This is a genomic window from Pirellulales bacterium (genome assembly GCA_019636345.1).
In the GTDB taxonomy this organism is placed as follows: Bacteria; Planctomycetota; Planctomycetia; order Pirellulales; family Lacipirellulaceae.
In genome coordinates, this window is record JAHBXQ010000008.1 from 112,817 (window position 1) to 138,745 (window position 25,929).

At 67.5% G+C, this 25,929-nt stretch carries 21 protein-coding genes and 1 tRNA gene; 7 read left to right on the plus strand and 15 right to left on the minus strand.

The features are described from left to right. Window positions 1-80: 80 nt before the first annotated feature. The gene (locus KF688_17040) at window positions 81-419 is read right to left on the minus strand and encodes an RNA-binding protein (protein MBX3427388.1); all 339 of its coding nucleotides are present in this window, start codon (window positions 417-419) and stop codon (window positions 81-83) included. A gap of 447 nt (window positions 420-866) precedes the next feature. Beyond that, complete coding sequence (gene sdhB, locus KF688_17045; protein ID MBX3427389.1) at window positions 867-1,721, minus strand: succinate dehydrogenase iron-sulfur subunit; 855 nt, start codon at window positions 1,719-1,721, stop codon at window positions 867-869. 422 nt (window positions 1,722-2,143) lie between these two features. On the opposite strand from sdhB, the gene KF688_17050 reads away from it, so the two are divergent. Continuing rightward, on the plus strand, window positions 2,144-2,944 hold the full coding sequence (locus KF688_17050) for a PEP-CTERM sorting domain-containing protein (protein ID MBX3427390.1): 801 nt from the start codon (window positions 2,144-2,146) through the stop codon (window positions 2,942-2,944). A gap of 19 nt (window positions 2,945-2,963) precedes the next feature. Here the strand turns inward: KF688_17050 and KF688_17055 are convergent, their stop codons facing one another. The 4 genes from KF688_17055 to KF688_17070 form a co-directional block, all read right to left on the minus strand. Further along, window positions 2,964-4,139: a glycosyltransferase gene (locus tag KF688_17055; protein ID MBX3427391.1), complete on the minus strand. Its 1,176-nt coding sequence runs from the start codon at window positions 4,137-4,139 to the stop codon at window positions 2,964-2,966. Between the two features lie 194 nt (window positions 4,140-4,333). Beyond that, the gene (gene phnD, locus KF688_17060) at window positions 4,334-5,404 is read right to left on the minus strand and encodes a phosphate/phosphite/phosphonate ABC transporter substrate-binding protein (GenBank protein MBX3427392.1); all 1,071 of its coding nucleotides are present in this window, start codon (window positions 5,402-5,404) and stop codon (window positions 4,334-4,336) included. A 157-nt stretch (window positions 5,405-5,561) separates the two neighbouring features. Further along, window positions 5,562-6,440 (minus strand): bifunctional 5,10-methylenetetrahydrofolate dehydrogenase/5,10-methenyltetrahydrofolate cyclohydrolase, encoded by an 879-nt coding sequence (locus tag KF688_17065; GenBank protein MBX3427393.1) that lies wholly within the window; start codon window positions 6,438-6,440, stop codon window positions 5,562-5,564. A gap of 118 nt (window positions 6,441-6,558) precedes the next feature. Next, window positions 6,559-7,092: a phosphatidylglycerophosphatase A gene (locus KF688_17070; GenBank protein MBX3427394.1), complete on the minus strand. Its 534-nt coding sequence runs from the start codon at window positions 7,090-7,092 to the stop codon at window positions 6,559-6,561. Window positions 7,093-7,559: 467 nt separating this feature from the next. On the opposite strand from KF688_17070, the gene KF688_17075 reads away from it, so the two are divergent. The 3 genes from KF688_17075 to KF688_17085 all read left to right on the plus strand — a co-directional run bounded on the left by KF688_17075 (window position 7,560) and on the right by KF688_17085 (window position 11,121). Further along, window positions 7,560-9,248: an NADPH-dependent assimilatory sulfite reductase hemoprotein subunit gene (locus tag KF688_17075; protein ID MBX3427395.1), complete on the plus strand. Its 1,689-nt coding sequence runs from the start codon at window positions 7,560-7,562 to the stop codon at window positions 9,246-9,248. Between the two features lie 99 nt (window positions 9,249-9,347). Further along, complete coding sequence (larC, locus tag KF688_17080; protein ID MBX3427396.1) at window positions 9,348-10,544, plus strand: nickel pincer cofactor biosynthesis protein LarC; 1,197 nt, start codon at window positions 9,348-9,350, stop codon at window positions 10,542-10,544. Window positions 10,545-10,725: 181 nt separating this feature from the next. Further along, complete coding sequence (locus KF688_17085; GenBank protein ID MBX3427397.1) at window positions 10,726-11,121, plus strand: hypothetical protein; 396 nt, start codon at window positions 10,726-10,728, stop codon at window positions 11,119-11,121. Between the two features lie 64 nt (window positions 11,122-11,185). Here KF688_17085 and KF688_17090 read toward each other — a convergent pair whose 3' ends face one another. The 7 genes from KF688_17090 to KF688_17120 all read right to left on the minus strand — a co-directional run bounded on the left by KF688_17090 (window position 11,186) and on the right by KF688_17120 (window position 20,298). Next, a complete protein-coding gene (locus tag KF688_17090; protein MBX3427398.1) occupies window positions 11,186-12,277 on the minus strand; it encodes a sugar kinase in 1,092 nt (363 codons plus the stop codon). 183 nt (window positions 12,278-12,460) lie between these two features. Beyond that, window positions 12,461-13,273 carry an SDR family oxidoreductase gene (locus KF688_17095; protein ID MBX3427399.1) on the minus strand — a complete coding sequence of 271 codons (813 nt, stop codon included), beginning with the start codon at window positions 13,271-13,273 and terminating at the stop codon, window positions 12,461-12,463. Between the two features lie 235 nt (window positions 13,274-13,508). Further along, the gene (gene metG / locus KF688_17100; GenBank protein MBX3427400.1) at window positions 13,509-15,587 is read right to left on the minus strand and encodes a methionine--tRNA ligase; all 2,079 of its coding nucleotides are present in this window, start codon (window positions 15,585-15,587) and stop codon (window positions 13,509-13,511) included. Window positions 15,588-15,673: 86 nt separating this feature from the next. Continuing rightward, the gene (locus tag KF688_17105; GenBank protein ID MBX3427401.1) at window positions 15,674-16,180 is read right to left on the minus strand and encodes a ferritin; all 507 of its coding nucleotides are present in this window, start codon (window positions 16,178-16,180) and stop codon (window positions 15,674-15,676) included. 263 nt (window positions 16,181-16,443) lie between these two features. Further along, a tRNA-Leu gene (locus tag KF688_17110) sits at window positions 16,444-16,528 on the minus strand. 249 nt (window positions 16,529-16,777) lie between these two features. Further along, window positions 16,778-18,379 (minus strand): dicarboxylate/amino acid:cation symporter, encoded by a 1,602-nt coding sequence (locus KF688_17115; GenBank protein MBX3427402.1) that lies wholly within the window; start codon window positions 18,377-18,379, stop codon window positions 16,778-16,780. Between the two features lie 170 nt (window positions 18,380-18,549). Beyond that, a complete protein-coding gene (locus tag KF688_17120; protein ID MBX3427403.1) occupies window positions 18,550-20,298 on the minus strand; it encodes a tetratricopeptide repeat protein in 1,749 nt (582 codons plus the stop codon). A gap of 448 nt (window positions 20,299-20,746) precedes the next feature. On the opposite strand from KF688_17120, the gene KF688_17125 reads away from it, so the two are divergent. Next, window positions 20,747-21,223 (plus strand): hypothetical protein, encoded by a 477-nt coding sequence (locus KF688_17125; protein ID MBX3427404.1) that lies wholly within the window; start codon window positions 20,747-20,749, stop codon window positions 21,221-21,223. Between the two features lie 26 nt (window positions 21,224-21,249). On the opposite strand, the gene KF688_17130 is transcribed toward KF688_17125, so the two are convergent. Further along, a complete protein-coding gene (locus tag KF688_17130) occupies window positions 21,250-21,663 on the minus strand; it encodes a hypothetical protein (protein MBX3427405.1) in 414 nt (137 codons plus the stop codon). 264 nt (window positions 21,664-21,927) lie between these two features. Here KF688_17130 and KF688_17135 point away from each other — a divergent pair, with 264 nt between their 5' ends. Next, window positions 21,928-22,806 (plus strand): hypothetical protein, encoded by an 879-nt coding sequence (locus tag KF688_17135; protein MBX3427406.1) that lies wholly within the window; start codon window positions 21,928-21,930, stop codon window positions 22,804-22,806. Window positions 22,807-22,952: 146 nt separating this feature from the next. Here KF688_17135 and KF688_17140 read toward each other — a convergent pair whose 3' ends face one another. Next, window positions 22,953-23,546 (minus strand): ATP-dependent Clp protease proteolytic subunit, encoded by a 594-nt coding sequence (locus KF688_17140; GenBank protein MBX3427407.1) that lies wholly within the window; start codon window positions 23,544-23,546, stop codon window positions 22,953-22,955. A 384-nt stretch (window positions 23,547-23,930) separates the two neighbouring features. Between KF688_17140 and KF688_17145 the strand changes: the two genes are divergently transcribed. Next, window positions 23,931-25,814, plus strand: coding sequence for a UbiD family decarboxylase (locus tag KF688_17145; GenBank protein MBX3427408.1), 1,884 nt, complete (start codon window positions 23,931-23,933; stop codon window positions 25,812-25,814). Window positions 25,815-25,929: the final 115 nt, after the last annotated feature.

The following is a 25,929-nucleotide window of genomic DNA, read 5'->3' on the forward strand; positions in this document are numbered from 1 at the left end:
ACGGGTTGAAGCGAAAAGTCGAACCTGCCGGCGGGAAGATTGCCGGGCGTCGCTCGGAAGGTTGGCCGTGCGGAGCGCCGTTACCAGCGACCGCCTCCCCCGCCGCCGCCGTATCCGCCCCGGCCTCCTCCTCCGCCGCCGCGGCCGCCGCCATATCCCCCGCCGCCGCCGCGATCGGCCTTCGGGCGGGCTTCGTTGACGGTCAGCGTGCGCCCATCGACGTCCTTGCCGTTCATGCCGTCGATGGCGGCGCGTCCTTCGTCGTCGTTGTTCATCGTGACGAACGCGAATCCGCGGGGGCGCCCCGTTTCGCGATCGGTGATGACGGCCACTTCTTGGACCTGGCCGAAGGCCCCGAACTCGTTGTAAAGGGTGTCCTGCGTGGTTTGATAAGAGAGGTTGCCCACGTACAGCTTCATCGAACTCGTGCTCCAAACGCCGATCTGGACTCTTCCGGCGAAAGCGGGGCGCCGCGGCAGGCGCGACCCGGGAAGCGGGAAAAGAAGGACCGGAAGGCCAGTCGGGAGGGAACGGCGCGAGCCCCGGATGCGCCGCGAGAGTTGCCGACTCGACCCGCTACAATTGCAAACTCCCACCTCGTGCGACCAGTGACCGCCCCGGCGAACATCGGGGCAGACGGCGGCGGGTTAAGCGACAAAAACCGGCCGTCGTCCGAACGCAAAAAAACGCCGAGTGCGCGTATTGTAACGCTCCCGTGCGCCTTGTCGAGAGAATTTGCCCGACTCTGTCAAGGGGGCAAAATGCGTCTTTTCGGCCAGTCGCTAGCGTCCGCTTGCGGCCATTTGCGGCAGGGACGCTGCGGCTTGCAGCGTCAGAGAGGTCGCGGCTCGTTCCGCGGGGGCTGCCTACCGGTCGAACCAACGCTTGATCATGTGGATCGTCGCCTGCCTGCCGGCCCGGGCGATGCTGGTCGTCAGCGGGATGCTTTTCGGGCACACGGCGACGCAGTTCTGGGCGTTGCCGCAGACCTGAATGCCGCCTGGACCCGTCAGGGCGTCAAGCCGGGCCGACGCGTTCAAATGGCCCGTCGCGTGGTCGTTGAACAGCACCGCCTGGCTGATCGCCGCGGCGCCGAGGAATTCCTGCTCGTACGCGGCGTTCTTACGGGCCTCGAACTCGGCGTCGCTTTCGCCGCTTCGCTGAGTCAGCTCGACCTTGGTGTATTGCGGGCACGCCTCGACGCAGCAGCCGCAGGTCATGCACTCCGACAGCGGGTAGCGGGTCCCCTGCATTTCTTGCGACTCGCGCGGTCCGGGTCCCCGATCGCCGTAGTCGTCCGCCTCGACCCATGCCTGGACCCGCTCCAGGGCCCGGAACATCCGGCCCCGGTCGACGCACAGATCGCGCAGCACGGGGAATTTGCTCATGGGGCGCAGCTCGAACCCTTCGGGGTCCTCTTCGAGCAATGTGTCGACCAGCGTCGAGCAGCTCTGCCGGGTTCGGCCGTTGACGAGCATCGTGCAGGCGCCGCAGACCTCTTCCAGGCAATTGCAGTCCCAAGCGACGGGGGTGGTTTTGTCTCCGTCGGAGGTGGTCGCCTGCGAGGCGATCTTTTGCAGCACGCTGATCACGTTGAGATTGGGCTCATAGGTGACGCGATGGCGTTCCCAGAAGCTTGGCTCGCCGGGGGCCGCTTGACGCAAGATGCGAACCTCGAACGAGTTGGGCTTCTTTGCGTGGGGATCGGCGTGGGCAATCATGGCGTTCTCTGGCATATCGAGCGGGAAAAAGGTCGTCGGCGGAGGGCCTGATCATGGGAACCGCCGACGGGCCGAGTCCGACAACTGCCGATTGTAGGACACCCGTCGAAACCCGCCAAGGAGAACCAGTCAGGGGCTGGGGCGACTTCAGGGCGGGAATCCGTCGGGCCGCAGCGCGGCAGGGGGCTTCGAGGGTCGCCGAGCGGCGAAGCCGTAGGCATTCCGTTCCGCCGAAAGTTCATTTGCCAAGTATTTGGTTTGACGGGCGTCCTCGCCCCGCCCCACAATGCCGCCGGCGGAACGGAGGCTCGGAGAAGCAGGCTCGTCGACTGGTCATCGCACCGCTTTGCTCGGTTCAGGGAAGTCGTCCTTCCCCGCGACCAGCGCAGCTAGTTCTTGCCGGGAAGTCCAGGGAGAGTCTCATGAGTCCGTTCACTCGACGATTCTGCGTCGCCGCAGTCGTCGCGGCGTGCGCCGCTTGGCAACAGGTCGCCCACGCCGGGGCGATCGCCGTCACGCCCGTCAATCTGAAGGTCAACGGCGTCGTTCAGAACATCGGCAAGATCGACGCCTCGCTCGACGGCAACACGATGGCAGCGACGTTCACGCTCGACAAGGCTTGGGCCGGGTTGACCATGTGCACCGAATTTCACTGGTTGCAGGTGGTCACCAATCTCGTGGCCGCTCCCGGAAATCCCCAATACAACATGATGGCGCTGACCATCCCGATCATCGACACCCCCAGCGGCGGGTATGACGGTCAGGCGGGCGAAGACGACTTGCCGTGGTATCTCACCGCGGCCGACATTGCCAACAATATGCTCAACGGAACCGACGGGGCGGGCAACAAGTTCTACAAAACGAGCGACGTCCCCAGCGTCACGGGCGCGGCGTTCGATACGTGGATCGTCGCCGCCACGGCGGCAAAGGAATTCTGCGTGATCGCCGGATTCGAGTGGGGCTCGGGGACGCTGGGGGGGATGGCCACGCTGCAGGCCAAGAACATGAACGGGTTTCCCACGGCCGCCAACGTGGCGACGATCAACACGGCGCTGACGAACGGCGCGTTTGCGGGCTGGTCGGCGATGAGAGACTGCAACATCGTCTGCGAGATTCCCGAGCCAAGTTCCGTCGGCTTGGCCGTTCTGGCGTGCGGGGCCTTCGGGCTTGTGCGACGGCGACGCGGGGCGCGCGATCGCACCCCGCTCTGCGTGGCCGCGTGAGCGACTCGCGGGACGACGCCTAGCCGAGGATTTCGTCGTACACGGCCGCCGTGCGGCGGGCCATGACTTCGGCGGAGAAGCATTCCGCGTGGCGGCGCTGGGCGGACTCGCTCAGCCGGGGGTAGTCGTACCGTCCCGCGGCGAGTTCTTCGATCGCCGCGGCGAGTTGGCTGACGCTTCCCGGTTCGACGAGCAAGCCGTCCTGCCCATGGCGGATCGCCAGGGGGATCCCCTCGACATGGCTGGCGATCACCGGAACCCCGGCGGCCATCGCCTCCAAGACGACCATGGGCAACCCCTCGCCGAACAGACTGGGGAGCGCCAGCGCGTCGACGCGAGCCAGTTCGCCGGCGATCTCGGCGGCAAATCCGGTCCACAGAACGGCCTCTTCCAAGCCGAGCCGCTGGACGCGGGCCTTGGTTTGAGCCTCGTATTGCGGCGTTTCAAACGGACCCACTGCGCGGAGAGTCGCGTCGACTCCGGTTGATCGGGCGACGGCGAGCGCGTCGAGCAGAGTTTCGACTCCCTTGCGGGGGCGAAACAGCGCGACCATTCCCAGCGTCCAGGTCCGCGGAGTCTGGGTCCGGGGGGGGACCTCGATCCGCGGCACGCCGTTGGGGACGCAAACGACGCGCTCCGCGGGGAACCCTTGGTCGATCATGTACTGTTGCACGCTCGGCGAGACGGCGATCAGTCGCGCGGCGATCTTCGCGCACCGGCGCTCGGTCCACGCGTTGATTCGGTTGACGAGTCGCCGCGTCGAGTCGCGCCCTGCAGGGCTATGGACGTGGTACACGAGCGGCACGCCGGCGAGTTCCGCGGCTTGACTCGCCACGACCAACGACCGTGGCGAATGGGCGTGAACGAGGTCGTATTGTTCGTCCCGCACGAGCTGAGCGACCCGCCGACCGCAGGAGCGGTCGAGCCGGTTGCGCATCGGCAGTTCGTACAGCGGGGCCTCGGCGAACTTCCGCACACGGGGGAAGCGGTCCGGCTTCACGCAGGCGAACCCGACCGCGTAGCCGCACGCCGGGAGGTAACCGGCCAACAGGTCCTGAACCCGTTCGGCGCCCGAATAATGCTCGCCGTTGACGACATGCAGGACCCGTGCCGCGCGGGGGGGCGCCGCGGCCGCGGAACTAGGCGAAACGAGGTCGGGGTCGACAGGGGCAAGCGGGACGCGCGAGGTGCTCATGGAGCAACCCTACCCCGCGCCGAACAGGTCCGCGCGCCGGCGGCAAGCGCGGGCGCGGGGCGGCGCTTCGGCCTCGGGCCGGGGAGGGGGACTATGCCGATTGCACGGGGGAGTTGGGCCCGGAGCGGGCAGGCCCTAACCGTCCGAGGGGCCAATCCCGGTGAGGACGGCCCCGCATCGAAGTTCAACGGGGGTCACTCCCCGCCGAGTTCGCTGCGGGCCTTGGCTGCGGCGGCGTCGATGCGGCGGACGTTGTCCCAGTCGTTCTTGTAGTTGATCCGTACGAATTCCGCGGCTTCCGACCCGCCCAGCGCCTCCTCGAGGCCCGTCCCGGCAAAGCCAAAGCCGACCAGCGTCTTTTCAATCCCGTTCCGCAACTCAGGCTTGAGGTTGTACGCGCAACCGATCGTCCCGGGGGGGAACCGCTCCGACTCGTAGATCGTTTTGATCGCGTCAGCCGAGACCTCGCCCGCGGCGATCATCCGTTCGAGGATGTCGCTGGCGACCGAGGCGGCCTGCAGTTCCCCCTTGGCGATTCCCTCGATGGAGATTTCGTGCCCGTAGGAAAAACCCCACTTGTAGTCGCGCTCGGGGGCCAAGTCGTACTCGTCCAACAGGAGCACGAGGGCGGCCTTGAAGCCGCTGTTGCTGTTGGGACGGGTGAAGGTCATCCGCTGGCCCCGAATGTCCTTGGGGTCTTTCATCGTGCTTGCCGCGGGGACGATGATTTTCATCGTGTAGCCGAATCGCCCTTGGGCGTCGCCGGGGACGACCAGCGGAATGAAACCCGCGCCGTTGACCGCGGTGGGCGCCTCGCCGGTGCCGAACGCCGCGATGTGCAGGTCGCCCGCTTTGAGGGCCCGAAGCTGCTCGTCGGGATCGGTGAACCGCATGTACTTCACCGGCTTGCCGAGTTGTTCGCTGAGGGCGCCCAGCAGTTCTTTCCAGGGGGTCTCAGGCGGGGCCGAGGTCGAAGCGACGTACGAAAAGGCGATCTCGGCCGGGTCGATCAGATCAGCCTCGTCGGCGGGGGCGTCGGCCAGCAGGTCGCCGTCAGAGTCGGCGTAGCGGTCCGACATCCGCAACTGCGACTGCGGTCCCAACATGCGGGCGATTGTCGTCTTGGCCAAGTCCTCGTCGGCATTGCGCTGGATGTCGCCCTTGTACCAACTGGCGCCTGCGTAGGCTGCAACCGCCAGGGGCAAGGCCAGCACCAGGACCCGCAGCAGGGAGAAGGTCGGCGAGTTGCCGCTCTGGTCGGACATGGGGAGCCTCGCAAGCGATGGGGAGGGCGGACGGCAAGCGGCGGCCGAGGCGCGACCTCGCCGCAAAAGGACCAAGATACCGCGCCCGGGGGCGGTGGCAATCAAATCGCCTTGGTTGAGCGAGATTGTTATCGCCCGGAACGAGCGCGACGACCGCTCAAAGCGGGCGATGCGACGAGGTCAACCCGCGGGCCGCGGCCAGGGTGTTGACCAGCAGCATGGTGCGGGTCAGCGGGCCGACGCCGCCGGGGACGGGGGTGATGCGCCCCGCGACCTCGATGGCCGAGGCGAAGTCGACGTCTCCCGTCAGCCCCGCATCGGTCCGGTTGATCCCCACGTCGACCACCGTGGCGCCCGGCTTGATCATGTCGCCGGTGATGAAGTTCGCTCGGCCGATTGCCACGATCAGGATGTCGGCTTGCCGGGTGATCGCCGCGAGGTCGCGGGTGCGGCTGTGGCAGATCGTCACGGTCGCGTCCCCTCCCGGTCCGCGCTGCACCAGCATCGCCGCGACCGGTTTGCCGACGATGTCGCTGCGGCCGACGACCACCACGTGCTGGCCCGCGATCGGCACGCCGTGCCGCATCAAAATCTGTTGGCACCCGCTGGGGGTGCAGGGCAGAAACCGCGGCCGGCCCTGCATCATGCGGCCGACGTTCTCGGGGTGGAACGCGTCGACGTCTTTGGCGGGGTCGATCGACTCAAGGATCGCCGTCTCGTCGATCTGCTCGGGGAGCGGCAGTTGGACCAGGATGCCGTGGACGCCCGGGTCGCAGTTGAGCCGGTCGACCGTCGCCAGCAGTTCGTCCTGAGCGGCCCCGGGGGAGAGCTCGACCAGTTGGCTGCCGATCCCCACGAGCTCGCAATCGCGGCGCTTGTTGCGCACATAGACTTCGCTCGCCGGGTCGTTGCCGACGAGGACCGCCGCCAGGGTCGGCGTCACGCCGGTCGCGGCGACGAACTCGGCGACCTCGGTCGCCAATTCGCCGCGGATTTGCTTGGCCAGGGCGTTGCCGCTGAGGATTTCGGCGGGCATGGGAGGAGAAGACTTTGGCGTGAGGTGATTGGGGGAAGGCGGAGAGGGTTGGAGCGAGACGGGAGCATGACCGAAGGGCGAAACCGGCCAGCGGACCGATCGCCCGTCGCTTCGCAATTCACCCGTTCCGCGTCAATGCGCCCCACCCCGCCCAGGCGTCCAAGCTGATCGCTCCGTGGAGCAACACGCAGGCGAGCATCGCGGCGACGCAATCATCGGCGACGATTCCCCAACCGCGGGGGAGTTGCTCGGCGCTGCGGGCCAGTCCCGGTTTGAGGATGTCGCACACGCGGAACAGCAGGAACCCGAGCAGCAGCGTCTGCCAAGTCACGGGACCGACGCCGATGAACGCCAGCGGGAGCGCGACGATCTCGTCGAGCACGATTGATTGCGGGTCGCTGCCGGCGGCGAGCGAGCGGGCCGCGGCCGTGCAGACCAGCGCGGCGAGCACGGCCAAGGCGACGACGACTCCCAACTGCAACCCGAGCGGGGCGAGCCGACTGGTCGCCGCGGCGAGGGGGAGCCCCCACAGCCCGCCGATCGTCCCTGGGGCGGGCGCCACGAGTCCGATCCCCAGCCCGGTGGCGATCCACAGGGCGAGTCGGCCGGGGAGGCCCGTCGCCGGCAGCGGATTGTCGTCATGCACGCTCATGGGATCGCATGGTAGGCGGCCCGGCTCCGGGCCTCAAGCGGCGCTCGGCTGAATCGACTCGACGCGTGCGCCGCTTGCCGTCGCGGCGCCAGTCTTCGAGAACCCGCGTCGAGGCGCTGAGGACGCAGAGGGGAGTCGCAGCGCCGCCCGCTCCGGGGCCTGTCTGCTACGGGATCGGCGGCACGCCAGGAGAGCGTGCCGGCCTTTGCCGCCGAGGATTCAAGCGAAGTTGGAGCGGACTGGCGAACTCGCAGCGGGCTCATTGCCTCTGAGTAAGGAGCCCCGAAGCTGCCGGAGGCTTGCGTCCGCGGGTTTGTCAGTGCGGACGGCCCGGCGGCGCGTCGATATGGTCGCCCCGGGGCGACCCGGATATCATGGTTCGTCTCACTGTAAAATTCATCGACTAGGCAAGCTGCGTCGCCGTGCCTCGCGGCCCCCCCTGTTCGCCGAGCCCCTCACTCGCCGCCATGTCTGAAACGACTGAAGAGAAGTTGAGCCCCGTCGAGGGCTTCAAATCCGAGAGCCAATACCTCTTGAGCCCCATTGCCGAGGAGTTGGTCGACGGCAACGACCACTTCGGCAAGGAGAGCGTCCAGCTCATCAAGCACCACGGCACGTATCAGCAAGACAACCGCGACGATCGAGGGGGTGGCAAGCACTACAGCTTCATGGTTCGCAGCTCGATCCCGGGGGGAAAGCTCACCAGCGCTCAACTGCTGGCCGAAATCGATCTCTGCGACGAGGTCGGGAACACGACGTTGCGGATCACGACGCGTCAGGGGCTGCAGCTGCACGGCATCCTCAAAAAAGATCTCAAGCACGTCATCCGTCGGATCAACGACGTGCAGCTCACCACGATCGCGGCGTGCGGCGACGTGAATCGCAACGTCATGTGCTCGCCGCTGCCGCTGCACGGCGACCTCGTTTATGACGCGATGCAGGAGTTCGCCGACGTCCTGGCCAAGACGCTGCGGCCGCAGACTCCCGCGTACTACCAACTGTGGCTCTCCGACGAGGCGACCGGGACCAAGGAACTGGCGGGCGGGGCCGAGGTCGAGCCGATCTACGGCCCGACGTATTTGCCGCGCAAGTTCAAGATCGGCGTCGGCCTGCCCGGGGACAACAGCGCGGACGTCTACTCGCAGGACCTGGGCTTCCTCGCAATCGTCGAGGGGGGCCAGGTCGTCGGTTACAACGTGCTCGTGGGGGGCGGATTCGGCACGACTCCCAGCGCGGCCAAGACGTTTCCCGCCATTGCTCAGCCGTTGGCCTTCGTCACGCCCGAGCAGGCGGTCGATGCGGCTGTGGCGATCGTCAAGGTGCAGCGCGACTTCGGCAACCGCAGCGATCGCAAGATCGCGCGGATGAAGTACCTCATCCACAACTGGGGGCTCGAACGGTTCAAGCAGAAGGTCGAGGAGTACTACGGCGAGTCCCTCCCCGCGCCGCGGCCCGTGCACGTCACTGGCCACGACGACGGCATGGGGTGGCATCCGCAGGGGGACGGCAAGTTTTTCTACGGCTTGAACGTCGAGAACGGCCGGATCAAGGACGAGGGAAATTTCCGCTTGAAGGCGGCGCTCCGCGAGATCTGCGGCACGCTCGCCCCGCCGCTGCGGCTCACCCCGCACCAGAGCGTCATCTTCTGCGACTTGGCCGAGGGGGACCGCGAGCGGATCGTCGAGATTCTGCACAAACACGGGGTCCCCGCGACCGAGGAGACCTCGACCGTGCGGCGGTGGGCGATCGCCTGCCCGGCGCTTCCCACGTGCGGGCTCGCGGTGACCGAGAGCGAGCGGGTCCTTCCCGGCATGATCGACGAGTTGGAAAAGACGCTTGCCGATCTGGGGTTGCAGGATGAATTGTTCACGACCCGCATGACCGGTTGCCCCAACGGCTGTGCCCGGCCGTACAATTCGGACATTGGCCTCGTGGGCAAGACGAAGGGCAAATACACGATCTTTCTCGGCGGCCGCGTCGAGGGGGATCGACTCAACTTCATCTACAAGGACCTCGTCCCGCAGGAAGAGGTCGTCCCCGCCCTGACGCCGGTCCTGCACTACTTCCGCGACGAACGCCAAAGCGGCGAATCGTTCGGCGATTTTTGCTGCCGAAAGGGCAAGGACGATCTGGAGGCACGGTGCGGCGGGGCGTGAGGGGATTGGCGACTGGCGATTGGCGACAGGCCTAACCCAGTCACAGCTTCCTTCTCCCCTTCTCCTTCCCCCAATCACAAGTCGCCAGTTTCTCTCCCCATGTCCCTCGCCTACCTCGACTGCGCCAGCGGCATCAGCGGCGACATGACGTTGGGGGCCCTCGTGGACGCCGGGGTCGATCTGGCAGCGGTGCAGGCGGGGATCGATTCGCTGGGGCTTCCCAGTTGCACGCTGCGGGTCGAGACTGTGAAGAAGCGCGGCTTCCGCGCGACGCAATTGGTCGTCGAGCACGAGCCGGAGCACGCCCATCGCCATCTCAGCCACATCGAGGCGATGATCGAAGGGAGCGTTCTGACGCCGCGGCAGCGAGAGCTCGCCCGCGCGATCTTCGGCAAGCTCGCCGCGGCTGAGGCGAAAGTTCACGGCTCGACGATCGAGAAGGTCCACTTCCACGAGGTCGGGGCCGTCGATTCGATCGCCGACATCGTCGGCACGGCGATCGCGATTGACCTGTTGGGGATCAAGCGAATCGTCTGCTCGCCGATCCCCACGGGGCACGGGTTCGTGACGATCGCCCACGGACGGTGCGCGATCCCGGCGCCCGCGACGGCGGAGCTGTTGGCCACGGCCGGCGCCCCGCTGGCGGCGTGCGATTGCCAAGGCGAGTTGACCACCCCCACCGGCGCCGCGATCGTCGCCGCGCTGGCTGAATCGTTCGGCCCTCTGCCGGCGCTGACGATCGACCGGATCGGCTACGGCGCCGGGCAAAAGGATTTCCCGCAGCCGAATCTGCTGCGGCTGATCGTGGGCACGTCCGTCGAACCCGCAGCCGCCGCGACCGGTTCCCCCCAGGCGGACGCGATCGTCGAGCTGCGGACCAACATCGACGACGCCTCGGGCGAGATGATCGGCCGGTGCGTCGAGCGGCTGTGGCAGGCCGGCGCCTTGGACGTGGCGACTTCGCCGCTGCAGATGAAGGGGGGCCGCCCCGGCGTGTTGCTGACCGTGCAGTGCCGCCCCGGCGACGACCGTTGCCTGGCCGAACTGATCTTTCGCGAGACGACGACCCTGGGTCTCCGCCGCGAGTTCGTCGAGCGGCTCACCTTGCCGCGTCGCACGGCCACGGTCCTCACCCCGTGGGGCGAGGTGACCGGCATCGTCGCCACGCTGCCCGACGGCGCCGAACGATTCTCGCCCGAGTACCGCTCGTGCGTCGCCGCGAGCGATCGGCACGACGTCACTTGGCGCCAAGTCGACGCCGCCGCCCGGCAGGCATATCTCAACGCTCCGGGGTGAGGGGGCGCCGCCCCTATTCGCGGCTCGAAGCACTTCGGGTCCCAGGCCGACCCGATTGCTCCGATCAGGCGAAGTTTGCCGCCCTCGCGTGCAGTCGCCCGGCGAAATCACCGAGGCTCCGCCCCTCCGCGGGTCGATAACCCTCAGTGGATGCCCCCTTCCCCCTTCAGCCCCTTCGGCGATGTCCCTGCTCGCAATCCAATCCGACTGGATGCTGTTGGCCGGGATCGCGCTGTTGACCGGGGTGTTCGTGCGACTGAACGTCCGGCGACGACGGAGCGCCGCGAAGCTCCTCCAGCGGCGGTTCGTCACGGATCCGCTCGAACGCATCCCGCGACCGAAGCAGAAGTGGGAGGGAGTGCAGCACGACGCAGCGGCCTTGGTCAACCGCGAGTCGGTCGAGCTCCACGAAACGGCCCGCGAAATCATGGGCCAACTGGCGTCGAAGATCGCGGTGTTCGAACGACTCGTCTCCCAGAGCAGCTCCCAGATCAAGCGGATGGAGTCGCTGCTGGACGAACTGCACGCCGTCGAAGGCCAGCCGCGGGAAGGCTCGGGCGGACTTCGCGTTTCTTGAACTCGCGTTCCTGCGTGCGATTCCCAAGCCCCGGGACAGCGTGACCGGGCATCTCGGCCGAGGCTCACCGCTGAACGCGGGCCGAGCCGCCGGCGGCGAGGGATTCCACTTCGCTCAGCTTGGCCATCGAGACGTCGCCGGGGAACGTGGTCAGCAGCGCGCCGTGGGCCCAGCCGAGGCGGAGGGCTTGTTCGGTCGGTCGGCCGTCGAGGAGTCCGAACAGCAGCCCCGCGGCGAATCCGTCGCCGCCGCCGATGCGGTCGATCACGTCGAGCTGCATCGTCGGGCTCACGAGCTGTTCGTCCCCCAACACGACGACCGCAGCCCAGTCGTGCCGGTTGGTGCTTTTCACCTCGCGGAGCGTCGTGGCGACCCCCTTCACGCCGGGGAATTCGGCCCGGACGCGTTCGATCATGCCGAAGAACGCGCCGGGATCGAGCTTGCCGGCTCCGGCGTGCCCCTCGGGACCGGCGATCCCCAGGCCCAGTTGCAGGTCCTCCTCGTTGCCGATCAACAGGTCGACGTTCTCGACGATGCTGCGCATCACCTGCCGCCCCTTCTCGTTTCCTCCCGCAAGCGTGGCCCACAACTTGGCGCGGTAGTTGAGGTCGAACGAGACGACGGCGCCCGCGGCCTTGGCGGCCTGCATTCCTTCGATGATCGTCTGCGAGGTCGTGTCGGACAGGGCGGCGAAGATCCCGCCCGAATGGAACCACCGTACGCCGCGGCTGAAGATGGCGTGCCAGTCGAAGTCGCCCGGCTTGAGCAGGGCGCCCGCTTCGTTGGCTCGGTTGTAGAACACGACCGGCGCCCGCACCCCCTGGCCGCGGTCGCTGTAGACCGTGGCGATGTTCGGCCCGCGCACGCCGTCGTGCTTAAAGCGTTTGTAGAACGGGCGGACCCCCGTCTCGCGGATGCGGGCCTCGACGAGTTCGCCGATGCCGTTGTCGACCATGGCCGTGGCGACGCCGGTGCGCAGCCCGAAACAGCTCGCCAAGTTCGCGGAGACGTTGTACTCGCCTCCGGAGACGTGGACCTCGAACGACCGGGCTTGCCGGAAGGGGATCACCCCGGGGTCGAGCCGATGGACGACGGCCCCCAGCGAGAGGAAGTCAAGTTCGCATTCCGCAGCGGGACGAAGCGTAAGGGCGGGCATCAGAGGATCCAAGCGAGTGACGGGTGGTGTAGCGGCGGAATCAAGCTTGTCTGTCGACAGGGTTGTCGCCGTAGGGCGCGGAGAGGAGAAAGGAACGCTTCCACGCAGGGCACTGTCCCTGGGCTGAGCGACGCCGGACATGACCTCTGCAGTCTTTGCGAACTCGGCGATGAATCGACGGGATCAAATCGTCGTCGACGAGAATCCCCCGTCGACGACGATGTTCTGACCGGTGACGAACGACGAGGCCCGGTGCGAAGCCAGCCAGACGACGGCGCCGGCCAGTTCGCTCGCTTCGCCGAAGCGGGCCATCGGGGTGTGGGAGATGATCTGACCGCCCCGCTCGGTGTAGCTGCCGTCGTCGTTGAACAGCAGCTTGCGGTTTTGATCGGCAGGGAAGAAACCGGGGCTAATTGCGTTGACCCGCACGCCGTGGGTCGCCCACTCGCGGGCCAGGAACTGCGTGAAGTTGATCACCGCCGCCTTGGCCGCCGAGTACGCCACGACGCGCGAGAGCGGGATCATGCCCGACATCGAGGCGATGTTGATGACGCTCCCCCGCCCTGCGGCGAGCATTCCCTCTCCGAACGCCTGGCACGGCAGGAGCGAACCGCCGACGAGGTTCAGGTCGAACACGTCGCGCCACGCTTCGAGCGGCAGCTTGCAGAAGTCGGCGCCGGGGGGGAGCGTCGCCTCGGGGCGGTTCCCTCCGGCCGCGTTCACTAGCACCGTCACGGGGCCGAGTTGCGCGGCGATCGCGTCGCGCGCCGCGCAGAGCGAAACGAGATCGAGCGCATCGGCCGATTGAAACATCGCCGTGCCGCCGGCGGCTTCGATCGCGCGGACCCGCTCGGCGCCGCGCTCGGCGCTGCGTCCGACGACGGCCACCTTGGCGCCGGCGGCAGCGAGGGCCTCGGCCATGGCGCCCCCCAGGGCGCCCGTCCCGCCGAGAACGGCGGCCGCCGCGCCGTCGAGTTTGAACAAATCGCTCGCCATGTCCGCCCCTGTCGGAAGAGTGTGGAATTGCCGGCTCGGTCGCTCTGCTGCGAAAGTGCCAGAATAAGCAGTTTGCCCGAACTCTGCGAGTTGCGGACAGGAGGGTTTTTTTCGCAAGCAATGCAGAAAATTCGCAATCCCCGGCTCGGAGGGGGCGCAAGAGCTGCGACCGGCAACGCCCCTCGCGGCGAGCGCCAGGCGGCTCAAGTCATAACAGGGTGCGGGACGACGCTGCCTAGTGGAGCCGATGTCCCGGCTTCGCCCCGTCGTCGGGGGTCAGCAGGAACACCTCCCCCTCGCCTCCCGCGGCGACGACCATTCCCTCGCTCAGGCCGAACTTCATTTGCCGCGGTTTGAGATTCGCGACGCAGACCACGAGCCGGCCGACGAGTTGCTCGGGCTCGTACGCGCTTTTGATCCCGGCAAAGACCTGCTTCGTGACGCCCCCGCCCAGGCTCAGCTTGAGTTTGAGCAGCTTGCGGGCCTCGGGGACCCCGTCGGCCTCGACGATGCGGGCGACGCGGAGGTCGACCTTGGCGAAATCGTCGATCGTGCACTCCTCGGCGAGCGGCTCGGCGGCGAGCGGGGCGCCGTCGTCGTTCCACGTGTCGGCGCTTGCGCCGCTGGGCGCTGAAGCGTCCGACGCCGGGCCGTCCGGGGAAGCTGACGCCGGGACGGACTGGTCTTTGCTGTCTTCGATCATGGCGTGAAGGTCCTTTTCATCGACGCGCTGAAGCATGTGCCGGAACTTGGCGACCGGCGTGCCGACCAATGGGGCGGCCGCTTGGTCCCAACTCGTGATCGGATCGCCTAGGAGCTCGCCCGTCTGCTGGGCGAGCTTCGGCAGCACCGGGGCGAGGTATACGGCGAGTTGCCGGAACAGGTTGAGCGCCACCGTGCAGACGTCCTGCAGCCGGCTCGCTTGGGCGGGGTCCTTGCGCAGCTCCCAGGGCTTGTTTTCTTCGACGTACGGATTGGCCCGATCGGCGAGCCCCATCACTAGCCGCATGGCCCGGCTGTAGTCGCATGCCTCGTACGCCGCGGCGAGCTCCTCGCCGAGCGCAGCCGCATGCTCGAACAACCCGCCGTCGTCGGGGTACCGGGCGGACAGTCCGGTTTTCTCGACGAACTTCGCGGTGCGGCTGGCCAGGTTGACGACCTTGCCCACCAGATCGGTGTTCACCTTGGCCTGAAACTCGTCGAGCGACAGGTCGAGATCGTCGACCCGCGAGCTGAGCTTCGCGGCGTAGAAGTAGCGCAGGTAGCTGGGATCGAGCCGGTTGAGATACGTCCGCGCGGCGACGAAGGTCCCCTTGCTCTTGGACATTTTCTCGCCGTCGACGGTCAGGAAGCCGTGGATGCGGACCTTCGTCGGCAGGCTGTACCCGGCGGTCTTCAGCATCCCCGGCCAGAACAACGTGTGGAAGTAGGTGATGTCCTTGCCGATGAAGTGGTGTATTTCTGTTTTGGTGGATTTCCACCAGTCGTCGAACTTGGCGCCCGTACGGTCGCACCACTGCTTGGTCGAAGCCATGTATCCGATGGGGGCGTCGAACCAGACGTACCAGTAATTGCCGGGCGAGTCGGGGATCTCGAAGCCGAAGTACGGCGCCGGGCGCGACACGTCCCAGTCTCGCAGCGGCTCGCCCAGGAAGTGCCCTTGCAGATAATTGACGATCTCGGCCTGCAGGGCCGAGCCCGTTTGGGTCCACTCAGCGAGGAAGCCGTGGAGTTGCTCCAGTTCGATGAACAGATGGGGCGAGCTTTTTACGACCGGCGTCGCGCCGCTCAGCTTGCTGACCGGGTCCACGAGATCGATCGGACTGTAGTGATGGCCGCAGGCGCTGCAGTTGTCGCCGGGCTGGTCTTTGGCGCCGCACTTGGGACACGTGCCGCGGACGAACCGATCGGCGAGAAAGGTCCCCGCCTCGGGATCGAACAGTTGTTCGACGTTCCGCTCCTTGACGAGCCCCGCGGCGCGGATTTTGGCCCAGATCTCGGCGCACAGCGCGCGATTTTCCTCGCTGTGGGTGCTGCCGTAGTTGTCGAACTCGATATCGAACTCGGCGAAGTCCCGTTCGTGCGCCGCCTGCATGTCGGCGACGACCGCCTCCTCGCTGCGGCCTTCCTGCCGGGCCCGGATCATGATCGCCGTGCCGTGCGTGTCGTCGGCGCACATGAACCGGCAGTCGTGCCCCCGCAGCTTCTGGAAGCGGACCCAGACGTCGGTCTGGATGTACTCGACCAGGTGGCCGATGTGGATATGCCCGTTCGCGTAGGGCAAGGCGGCGGTGACGAGGATCCGACGGGGCATGGGCAGCGACAAACGGCGGCGAGAGTGAGTGCGAGCGGGCGTTCCCGATTAGCCGCGACGCGGCAGCGGAGCGCGGAGCGACGACGTCACGCCCCGCCCGGCTCGGCGACCCGTGCGGCGAGCTCGCGATCGAGGTCCAACAGCGACGCCGGATCGTCTTTGACCATGTTGAATTTGTGGACGATCTCGCGGGCCGATTTCTCTTCCTCGACTTGCTCGGTGATGAACCATTCGAGTTCCACGAGCGCCGCGAACGCCTTTTCGTGGAACGCCAGTTCATAGAGGGCGTCGATCTGAGCGCTGACCCGTTGTTCTTGGGCGAGCGACGCCTCGAACACCTGCGGGATCGACGGGAAGTCCACCTCGGGTTGAGCGATCGGCCTGAGCAGCACCCGGCCGTTCCGCGCGATGAGGAAGTCGTACAACTTCATCGCATGGGCGTATTCCTCGGCGCTTTGCAGCCGCAGCCAGTGGGCGCAGCCGGTGAACTGCTCGTGCTCGCACCACGCGGCCATCGAGAGGTAGCTGTACGACGAGAACAGCTCGTTGTTGATCTGGTCGTTGATCGCGCTTTGAACTTTGTCGGTCAACATAGCGGCTCCGTTCGGTCGGGATCGATTCAAGGCGCCACAGCGGACGGCCGGGACGCAAAGGAATTCGCGCGGCGTCGCCGCCTGCGCCCGCGTCGGGGCGCGCACGCTTATTCTCTCCGCTGGGCCGTCGGCGTCCTCCGTGCGCCAGAGATAATCTACAGAAAAAACAACGGCTCGCCGACCGCAGAGGCCGACGAGCCGTTGTCTCAGTCTCAACAGACCGCCGCGGCCGGCGTCTCGGTCGGCGACGGTCTCTCTCTGAGTGGGCCCGACTGGAGTCGAACCAGCACGCCCTTAACGGGCACAAGGCCCTCAACCTTGCGCGTCTGCCAATTCCGCCACGAGCCCAGAGAATCCCGGCGTTTGCGTCCGGACATAGCAGTCTAGCCGCGCCGCGAGGGGCGTCAAGCTGGCTGGCGCCGTGCCGGGCGCCTGGCCAAGTCCCGACGAGCGGAGATTCACAGCAGAGGCACGAAGGCACGGGGGAAATCCGGGCAGTCGAGGTTCGTCCCGTGGCGAATGCGACGGCCTGACCATGCCGCAGGCCAAGTTTCGAGGCTGGGACGACCGCTGCGTTTCCCGCTCGCCATGGCCGAATTACGCCGGACGGGGAGCCTCCTCAAAGCGGGCGATCACCGCGCAGCCGCAGGAATCGCTCCAGACGTTGACCATCGTCCGGGCCATGTCGAGCACGCGGTCCACCGCGATGATCAGGCCCTGGCTCTCGGCGGGGAGGCCGACCGCCTGCAGGATGATGACCATCATCACCAGCCCCGCGTGAGGAATGCCCGCAGCCCCGATGCTGGCAAGCAGCGCCGTGAGCGCGACGATCGCCTGCTGAGCGAGCGACAGGTCGTGCCCCGTCATCTGGGCGATGAACAGCACGGCCACCGCCTCGTACAGCGCGGTGCCGTCCATGTTGATCGTCGCCCCCAAGGGGAGCACGAACGCCCCGACTCGGTTGCTGACTCCGGCACGCTGCTCGACGCAGTTTAGGGTCAAGGGGAGCGTGCCGTTGCTGCTGGCCGAACTGAACGCGGTGAACAAGGCGGGGCTCATCGCCTGGGCGAACTCACGAGGGTTGCGTTTGGCGACGAACTTGAGGATCGCCGGCAGCACGACCCCCGCGTGGAACCCCAGGGCCAGAGCGACCGTCAGCATATACCAGCCGAGCGAGCCGAAGATGGCGCTCCCCTCGGTGGCGGTCGCCGAGAGCATGAGGAAGAACACCCCGAAGGGCGCGAGCGCAATGATGAGCATCGTGATCTTCATCATCACTTCGAACGCGGCGTCGATCAGTTCGCGAATCCGCTCGGCCGACTTCCCCCCGACGAGGATCGTGCAGACGCCGAACAGCAGGCTGAACGCGATGATCGACAGAAACTGTCCCTGTGCGGCTGCGGCAAAGGGGTTCTCGGGGATCAGTGCGAGAAGCTGCTCGTACAGCACGGCGGCGAGACTTTGCCCTTGCGGGGCCTCGACCGCCTCGACCGCCTGCAGGGCTCGACCGACCCCGGGGCGGATGATGTTGACCATCGCCAGCCCGACGCAGATCGCGATCAGGCTGGTCGACGCGTAGTACAGCATCGTGCGGCCGAACATCCGGCCGAGCGACTCGGCGTGTCCCAGTCCCACGACTCCGGACACGAGCGACACGATGATCAACGGCACCGACACCATCTTCAGCATCCGCAGAAACAGGTCGCCGATGAGTTGAGCGTAGTCCCCCGTTGCGCGGGCGAGGGACCGACCCTCGGCGGCGAACAGGGCGTAGGCCGGCCCGTCGAGCGCCGCCAGTTGCTTGATCGTCGGCGCGTGGCGCCGGGGCGCCGGGGCGTCGGCGGCTTGAGGCGGCAATTCGGGCCACGGTTCGCCCAACTCTTGTGCGAGGTCGTCGACGTCCTGTTCGGGGCCGATCGCCCAGCGCCGGGTGCGGTAGGTCGCTCCGGGGCCGGCTTTGTCGACGACTTCGTCGAACTGAATCAGCGTGCGCTGCGACGAATCGAGCGACCAGAACCGCCCCGCAGGGACGGCGACGGGGGCCTTCATGCCGACCTTCTGGATCGAACCGGGCTTGATCTCGATCGGCTGGGCGAGTTGCCGCCCGCCGGCGCCCGCGTTCAGGCCGATGCCGATCGCCGCGGCCAGCAGCATGGCAATGAGGATCTGCCAGTGGAGAGCCAAGCGGTTGCGAGTCATCGCGATCCCGAGGATGGAGGCGGAGCGGGTCGAGTCGACTGCGGCGCTGGCGCAGAACCAGTACGAACGCGCGGCGAGCTGATGCGACGGCGCTCACTCGAATTTCGCGCCGCCACGGATCGCACGGAGTTTGCCGCTCACAACTTGCGAACGACTCTGAGCGGCGAAGATTACTTGGCCTCGTTCCCCGCAGCGACTCCTCCGGGCGGGGTTGCTTGGTCGTCGGTCGTCGCCGGATCGTCAGGTTGCACTTCCGACGATTCCGCGCCGGCGGACGGAGCCTCGGCGGAGGGCTTTTCCTCGGCGGACTCGGCGGCGGCTTCCGCTTCCAGGTCTTGCCGCTCGCGCCACGGCTTGCCGGCCTCGTAACTGGCAAGTTCCTTGGCGAGCTGGCCGTCGTAGTCCTCGTCCCCCAGTTCGACCGCCTTCTTGGACCACTCTTTCGCCTGGGCGAAATCTCCCGCCTCGGCATACGCGGCGGCCAGGGTGCTGAGGATGTGAGCCGCCTTGTAATCGGTCAGTTTGCACGCTTGTTCGGCCAGTTCGACCGCCCGCTTGCCGTCGCGCACCTCGTCGTCGGGCGAGGTGGCCAGCACCCAGGCGAGATTGTTGAGCAGCGCAGGGTCGTGCGGCTCGATCTCAAGCGCTTTGTTGAAGTCGTCGACGGCCGGGGCGTGCTCGCCGACGTTGAGATAGGCGTCCCCCCGGCTGCGGCGGGCGAGGTAGTTGTCGGGATCGGTCGCAAGCACCGCGTCGTAAGCGGCGATCGCTCGCCGCGGCTGTTTGGCGATGACGCTGTAGAGGGCGAGCTGCATTTGCAGTTCAGGCTGGTTCGGGGCCGCGGCGACCAGCTTCTCCATCTCGGCGATCGCCTCGGCGAGCTTATCCTCGGCGGCCAGAATCTGGCACCGCAGGCGCAGCGCCGCGATCAGGCCCGGTTGCTTGGCGAGCGTCGCGTCGACGTCGGCCATCGCGGCGGCGAAGTTCTCCTCGCTCAAGTTCGCCTCGGCCCGATGGATGAGCGTCAACAGCGAGTCGGGCGCCATCGTCAGCACCTTGCCGAACTCCTCGATCGCCTTGGCCGTCTCGCCCTGCTGCCGAAAAATCTCGCCCCGCTGCTGATACGGCACGGGCGAATCGGGGACGGCGATCGTCGCCTTCTCGAGCACCGCCAGCGCGTCGTCGTACTTCTGCTGCTCGCGCAGGATTTCGCTTTGCAGCAGATAGGCCGCCAGTTCGTCCGGGTTGTCGGCCAGCACGGTCGCCACGTCGGCGAGCGCTTGGTCGAGATTCTTGTCCTGCCGCAAGAGCGCGGCCCGGGCCAGTCGGAACCGCGGGTTCTCCGGTTCCAGCTCGATCGCCTGATCCATGTCGGCCAGTCGTCGCGCCGGATCGCTTTGCAACTGGGCTCGCAGGGCGTAGGCGATCGCGCGATCGTCGGCCGGGGCGGTTTCGTCCTTGACGTAGTCGGTGAGAATTCGCTTCGCCTCGTGGGGATCGCCGCCCGGGCCGGCCTGCAGCTTGCCGAGCATCAGCCGCGCAGAGCCGGGCGGGTTCGTCGCGGCCAGGATGCGCCGCAGGTCGGAGACCGCCATCCCTCGGACTTGCTGAATTCGCGGGTCGGCCTGCTCGGCCGGGGCCACGCGGTCGATCGCCGCCATGAGCTGCGTGGCCCGCTGCATGAGGGTCTCGGCGAGCATCTGATCGGCGAACGTCAGGCTTTCGTCGTCGAGCCCTTTGTCGACGGCGGACTGCAACAGATCGATGACGCGATTGACGTCGCGGAGGTCCTCGGCGGTGATCTTCTCGCGGAGGGCCTCGTCGAGATCCTCCTGCCCAGGGCCCTCGGCCCAAGCGGGGGCCGCAGCCAGGGGGCAGGACAAGGCCACCGCGAACCACAAGCGACGCAAAGCGAACATGAAGGGAGAACCTCGGAAGGCGTAAGAGCCAGGTGAACCGGGCGGCGTGCGGAGGCGCCAGCAACGAGGGCGGACGCGCCCAGCGGCAATTATTACCGCCCCGGGTATTCCTGACCACGCGAATCGCGACGGCCGAGCAGGACGCCCGCAGAAGTCCATGTTCTGTACCGCCAACGCTCCCGGTGCGCCCAAAAAAAGGCGTTCTCAATCACGGAGTTGGACGCGGATTCAGGCATTGCCGGCTGACTCGAACGGCCTCAACCGGAGTTGATCGCGGTTGCAGGCGCAATCCCCCCGGCGGTCATGTCTCGTCAGGTCCTCGGCATGATTGGCGGTTCAGACAGGGATTGTGCAGTCCGCCAGGCCGCGCGCAAAAAGCTTGCCCGTGTGGGCGGCGGCGCGTAGGATTAGTGTACGTACGAACACTTATTCTGCGGAGGCTTGCGCCATGCCGTGCTATCACCTGTCCTGGGACGCCTACGGCCAGTGGGCGACGCCGGCTCCCGAGACGCTGGTCGTCGCGGGGCAGCGGCTTCTGCCCGACCGGGTCGTCGCCGAGCGATTTCGCCATGCCGGCGACGCCCCCGAGGCGTGCTTTGACGACGCCCTGCAGCGGCAACTGCTGGCCGAGACGAACATCGCGGCCGGGCAGGAGGGCTTTCGGGTCCACGTTGCTGCGGCCGATGCGACCTCGCTGCATGTCGTGGTCAGTTGGAACGACGACCGGCCGTGGGAGGAGATCCGCCGCGCGGTGCGCGACTCGATCGTCCGGCGGCTGCGGGCCACGGGGCAGCGGACTTGGTTGTCGCATCGGGGGACGCGCCGGCGGATTGTCGACCAGGGCGACTACGATCGGCATGTCGCCCAACTGTTGTCCCGGCCGCGCAGTTGGAAGTGGAGCGAAGCCCGCGGGTTGAGCCGGTAGCCCAATGCCGCGCCGGCGTCGCGTGCTCAGAATCGCCACGCGGCGACGGTTTCGAGTTGGCCGCGGTCGTCCGGCGCCAGGCGGCACGCTTCGCGCGTTTGGTAGTTCATCAGCAGGGCTTCGGTCCCGTCCGGCTTGGCGTGCACGGCGGCCGTCAGTCGGCCGGCGGCGTTGTACATCTGCCAGACCTGCAGCGAGACCGAGCCGGCGGGGACGAACCGCTCGCTGAGCACGGCGATTCGCCCCGCGGAGAACTCGCGCACTTCGGCGATCCGTCGCAGCGGGCTCGACCGCAGGATGCGCCACCCGGCGATCCGCACCTCGCGGATGCCGCCGGTCTCGTCGCGCTCGACGTGCAGCGCGCCGCGCCCCGGCCGCGTGAAGCTGACGGTCGAGTCGAGTCGGGTTGAATCGGGCGAACGGGAATCGAAGGCGACCATGGAGGGCTCCTGGAGCGGGAGAAGTCCCCGGCGCCACGGTCACGGCATAACTGGCCGCGACGGGGCCGGACCCCTGCTGAAGCGCAACGTCGGCCAGGACGTTACGCCGTTTGCTAGCGGGGACGCTCTGGGACGTCTGGCGGCACAACCGGTGCGACCGGCAAGTGCCATGGCTGGCCGGACCGGGGCCATCTACCATCCCGACTTGCCCCGAGGCGGCTCGTCGCGCTCGGCGGCATCTCCCTGCTGAGATCGAGGTGCGCGATGAAGTCGCCGAGTTGCTTCGCCCTGATCCTCGTTGCGTCTCTGACCGGGGCTCCGCTCCGCTCCGCCGGTGCGACGATCGAGTTCGCCTCGGCCGCGATGGGCGCCCCCGGGGTCCGCGGCGGGCAGACGATCGGCGTCGGCCAGTTTGTCGCCTGGCGATTCACGGTGACGGGCAATATGCTGGCCACGGAGGTCGGCGGCCACTTGGCGCTGCCGCTAGCGGGTGAGTTGTTCGCGGCGATCGTGCGGTTGGAATCCGTCACGGCATTGCCGCCGGAGCCGCCGTTCGCCACGAGCGCGGTCGTCGGCAGTGCGCTGGTCGCCGCGGCGTATCCCAGCGAGGAAACGTTCGCGCCGCTGTCAGCGTCGCTGACGCCGGGGGCCTACGCGCTGGTCTTTGGGGCCGGGCAGTTCGGGCCGGCTGGCACGACGTGGGGGACGGGCGCCATGGTCCAGGCGGCCGATCAACCGCTGATCGCCCCGACGACCCCGAGTTCCTTCCTGCTGTGGATCGCCAGCACGAGCGAGTGGCGCACCAATGTCGGCTCGAATATGCGGTTCGTCGTCCGCGGGAAGGCGTATGGAGGACCGGGGGATTTCGATTTCGACGGCGCAATCGACGGCGCCGATTTGGCGGTGTGGCAGACGCACTACGGCGAGACCGACCTCTCGACCGCGGCCCAGGGAGACGCGACCGGCGACGGCGCGGTCGATGGCGGCGACTTCCTGACTTGGCAGCGCGGCTTCAGCGCCGCGGCAAGCGGCGCCGTGCTCGCCGCACCCGAACCGGCGGCGTTCGCCCTGGGTGCGCTCTGTGCCGCCGGTGCGACGGCGGTGCGAGGCAGGGGATCGCTCGCGAGAGGCCGGCGAGCGTAATGAGGTCGCGAGTCGGCAGGAGCCGTTTATTGCCGGGGTCCCGCTTCCGGCCGTTTGCTGCGGGCTTCGTGCGCTGAAGCTGCCGGCCAACTCGGCGGAGCATGTTTCGGGCGCAACCGCCCGTTACGGAGAGACGGGCCTGCGACTCAGTTGGCGGCGACGCGCGCGGGGGACTTGCCGCGCGGCTTCCCGTTGGCCGACGGGCGGATCGAGGCGAGCACCGACGACAGTTGGTCGAATCCCACCATCTCGGCCAAACCGGCTTCAGCGAGTTCGGGACCCGAGACGTAACGACCCGGGTTGATCCATTGGTCGACCGACTCGTAGCTGGCGCCGAAGAGGTCGGCCAGCAGCTTGTCCATTTCTTTTTCGAGCGAGCCGAAGTGGCGAGCCCACTCGGCGGCCTCGGCCAGACCGACGTTCTCTTCGCTCTGCCACCGCATGGGGTGGAACAGCATGACGCTGCACGGGGTGACCAGCCGGCGCTTGCAGGCGGCGTACGGCCAAAGCGCGGCCGAGGAGCACTCGCCCGTGACGATCCCCGTGGCCTGCAAACCGCGCAGGCGGATGAGCGTCATCAGCGACATCGCACAGTAGGGGCTCCCCCCCGGCGAGTCGAAGTAGATGAGGCACTCTCCCCCCGGTTCCACGTCGAGGATCCGCTCGGTCAGTTCCGATTCGTTCTCGGTGAGATCGCCGACGATGGCGATCTCGGGCAGGCGGTCGTCGTCGTGAGCCATGCGCAGAGTCCTTCGACTCGGTAAGGTGTCGCGAGCGGTCGCTCCGGGCAGCGGAGCGACGGGGCTCCCGGGGCGGGCCGAGGCGTCGGCCGCCGGTCCAGGCAATCCCTGTAGTGTACGGTTTTCTCCGGGCGTCCACTAGGATTTGACGGTCCGAGGGAAGGAAACACCCTGCCGAAGCGAGGCGAATCGCACGGGTTGTGCGGGTCGAACCAGTGCTCCGGCGGGGCCGCAACCGGGCGCGAGTTACGCTGGCGCCCGATCGCCGGTACACTTCCCAGCCGAGCGTTCTCGCCTGCCTCCGCCGAGCAGAACGCCCCGGCGTTGGCCGCCGCCGAGGCCGGAGAGCTTCGTCCGTCCCGGGGCCGAATCGCAAAATCGACTATGGGTTATCGCAATCTCCGCGAGTGCGTCGACGACCTCGCTCGACATGGCCAACTGCTGCGGATCGACGCCCCCGTCGACGCGCGGCTCGAAGCGGCGGCGATCCATCGCCGCGTTCACGCCGCGGAGGGGCCGGCGTTGTTGTTCGCCAATGTCGTCGGCTGTCGGTTCCCCATGGTCAGCAACCTGTTCGGAACCTGGGACCGCACGCGGCTCATGTTTCGCGACTCGCTGGCTGCGGTCGAGCGGTTGGTGACGCTCAAGGCGAGGCCGCAACAAGCGTTGCGGGCGCCGTGGAAATACTGGCGGGCGCCGCTCGATGCCGTCACGATGCTCCCCCGTTACGTTCGCAGCGGGCCGGTGCTCGAACGCCAAGTGCGGCTCAGCGAACTGCCGCAACTGGTCAGCTGGCCCCGCGACGGGGGACCGTTCGTCACGCTGCCGGTCGTGTACACCGAAGACGTTCGCGAGCCGGGCCTGCGGCGCTCCAACCTGGGGATGTATCGGGTGCAGCTTGCCGGGCCGCACTACGAGCCTGATCGCGAGGTCGGGCTTCACTATCAAATCCACCGCGGCATCGGAGTTCACCACGCGGCAGCGATCGAAGCGAACCAGCCGTTCCGCGTGAACGTGCATGTCGGCGGGCCGCCGGCGATGGCGGTCGCCGCGGTGATGCCGTGCCCCGAGGGGATGAGCGAGCTGGCCTTCGCCGGGGCGCTGTCGCGTCGCCGCACGCGAATGATCCGACGCCCGGGAGGCATCGCCGTCCATGCCGACAGCGACTTCTGCATCACGGGGATCGTCGACCCCGAGCGGCTCGTCCCCGAAGGGCCGTTCGGCGATCATTTGGGATACTACAGCCTCGCCCATCCGTTTCCGGTGCTGCGGGTCGAGCAGGTCATGTGCCGACGCGACGCGATCTGGCCGTTCACCGTCGTGGGTCGCCCGCCGCAGGAAGACACGCTGTTCGGCCGGCTCATCCACGAGCTGACGGGGCCGCTCATTCCCACGGTGTTGCCCGGGGTGCACCAAGTGAACGCGGTCGACGCGGCGGGAGTTCATCCGCTGCTGCTGGCGATCGGCAGCGAGCGGTACATGCCGTTCTTGGAACGCGTCGCGCCGCAGGAGTTGCTCACCCAGGCGTGCGCGATCTTGGGGCAGGGACAGTTGTCGCTCGCCAAGTTCCTGCTGATCGCCGCCCGGAACGACGACCCGCGGCTTGACGCGGGGGACGAGGGAGCGTTTCTGGCCCATGTGCTGCGGCGAGCCGATTGGAGCCGCGATCTCCACTTCCACACGCACACGACGATCGACACGCTGGACTATTCGGGCGCCGGTCTCAATGCGGGGTCGAAAGTGGTGATCGCCGCTGCGGGACCGCCGCGGTACGAACTGGCGGAGCGGATCCCGAACGACTTGCGCTTGCCGGAGGGGTTCGCCAACCCGCGCGTCGCGCTCCCCGGGGTGTTGGCGATCGAAGGACCGAGGTGCCCGGCGCCGACGTTCGACTACGACGAATCGGTCCGCGCCCGCACCGCCGGCCGCGAGCAAGTCGCGGCGCCGATGCGGCGGTTTTGCGAGTCGTTCACGGCGGAGAGTTCAGTGAACGCTTTTCGCTTGGTCGTGATCGTCGACGACAGCCAGTTCGTCAGCGAGTCGCTGGGGAACTGGCTGTGGACGACGTTCACGCGCGCCAATCCCGCGGACGACCTGTGGGGAATCGACGCGCTGACGAGCGAGAAGCACTGGGGTTGCCGGGGGGCGCTGGTGATCGACGCCCGGGTGAAACCGCACCACGCACCGGTCCTGGCGGAAGACCCTGCGACGACGCGCCGCGTGGAAGAGTTGGCCGCTCCGGGGGGGCCGTTGCACGGACTGTTTTAGGAATCAACGCCGCAGCGGCTAAGAAAGCTGTTGGCGCGATGCGAAACGCACCTTGGCGCCGAGGCTGTCGGGGCGTGCTAGACTTGGGGAATATGACGCATTCCCTGCCACGAAC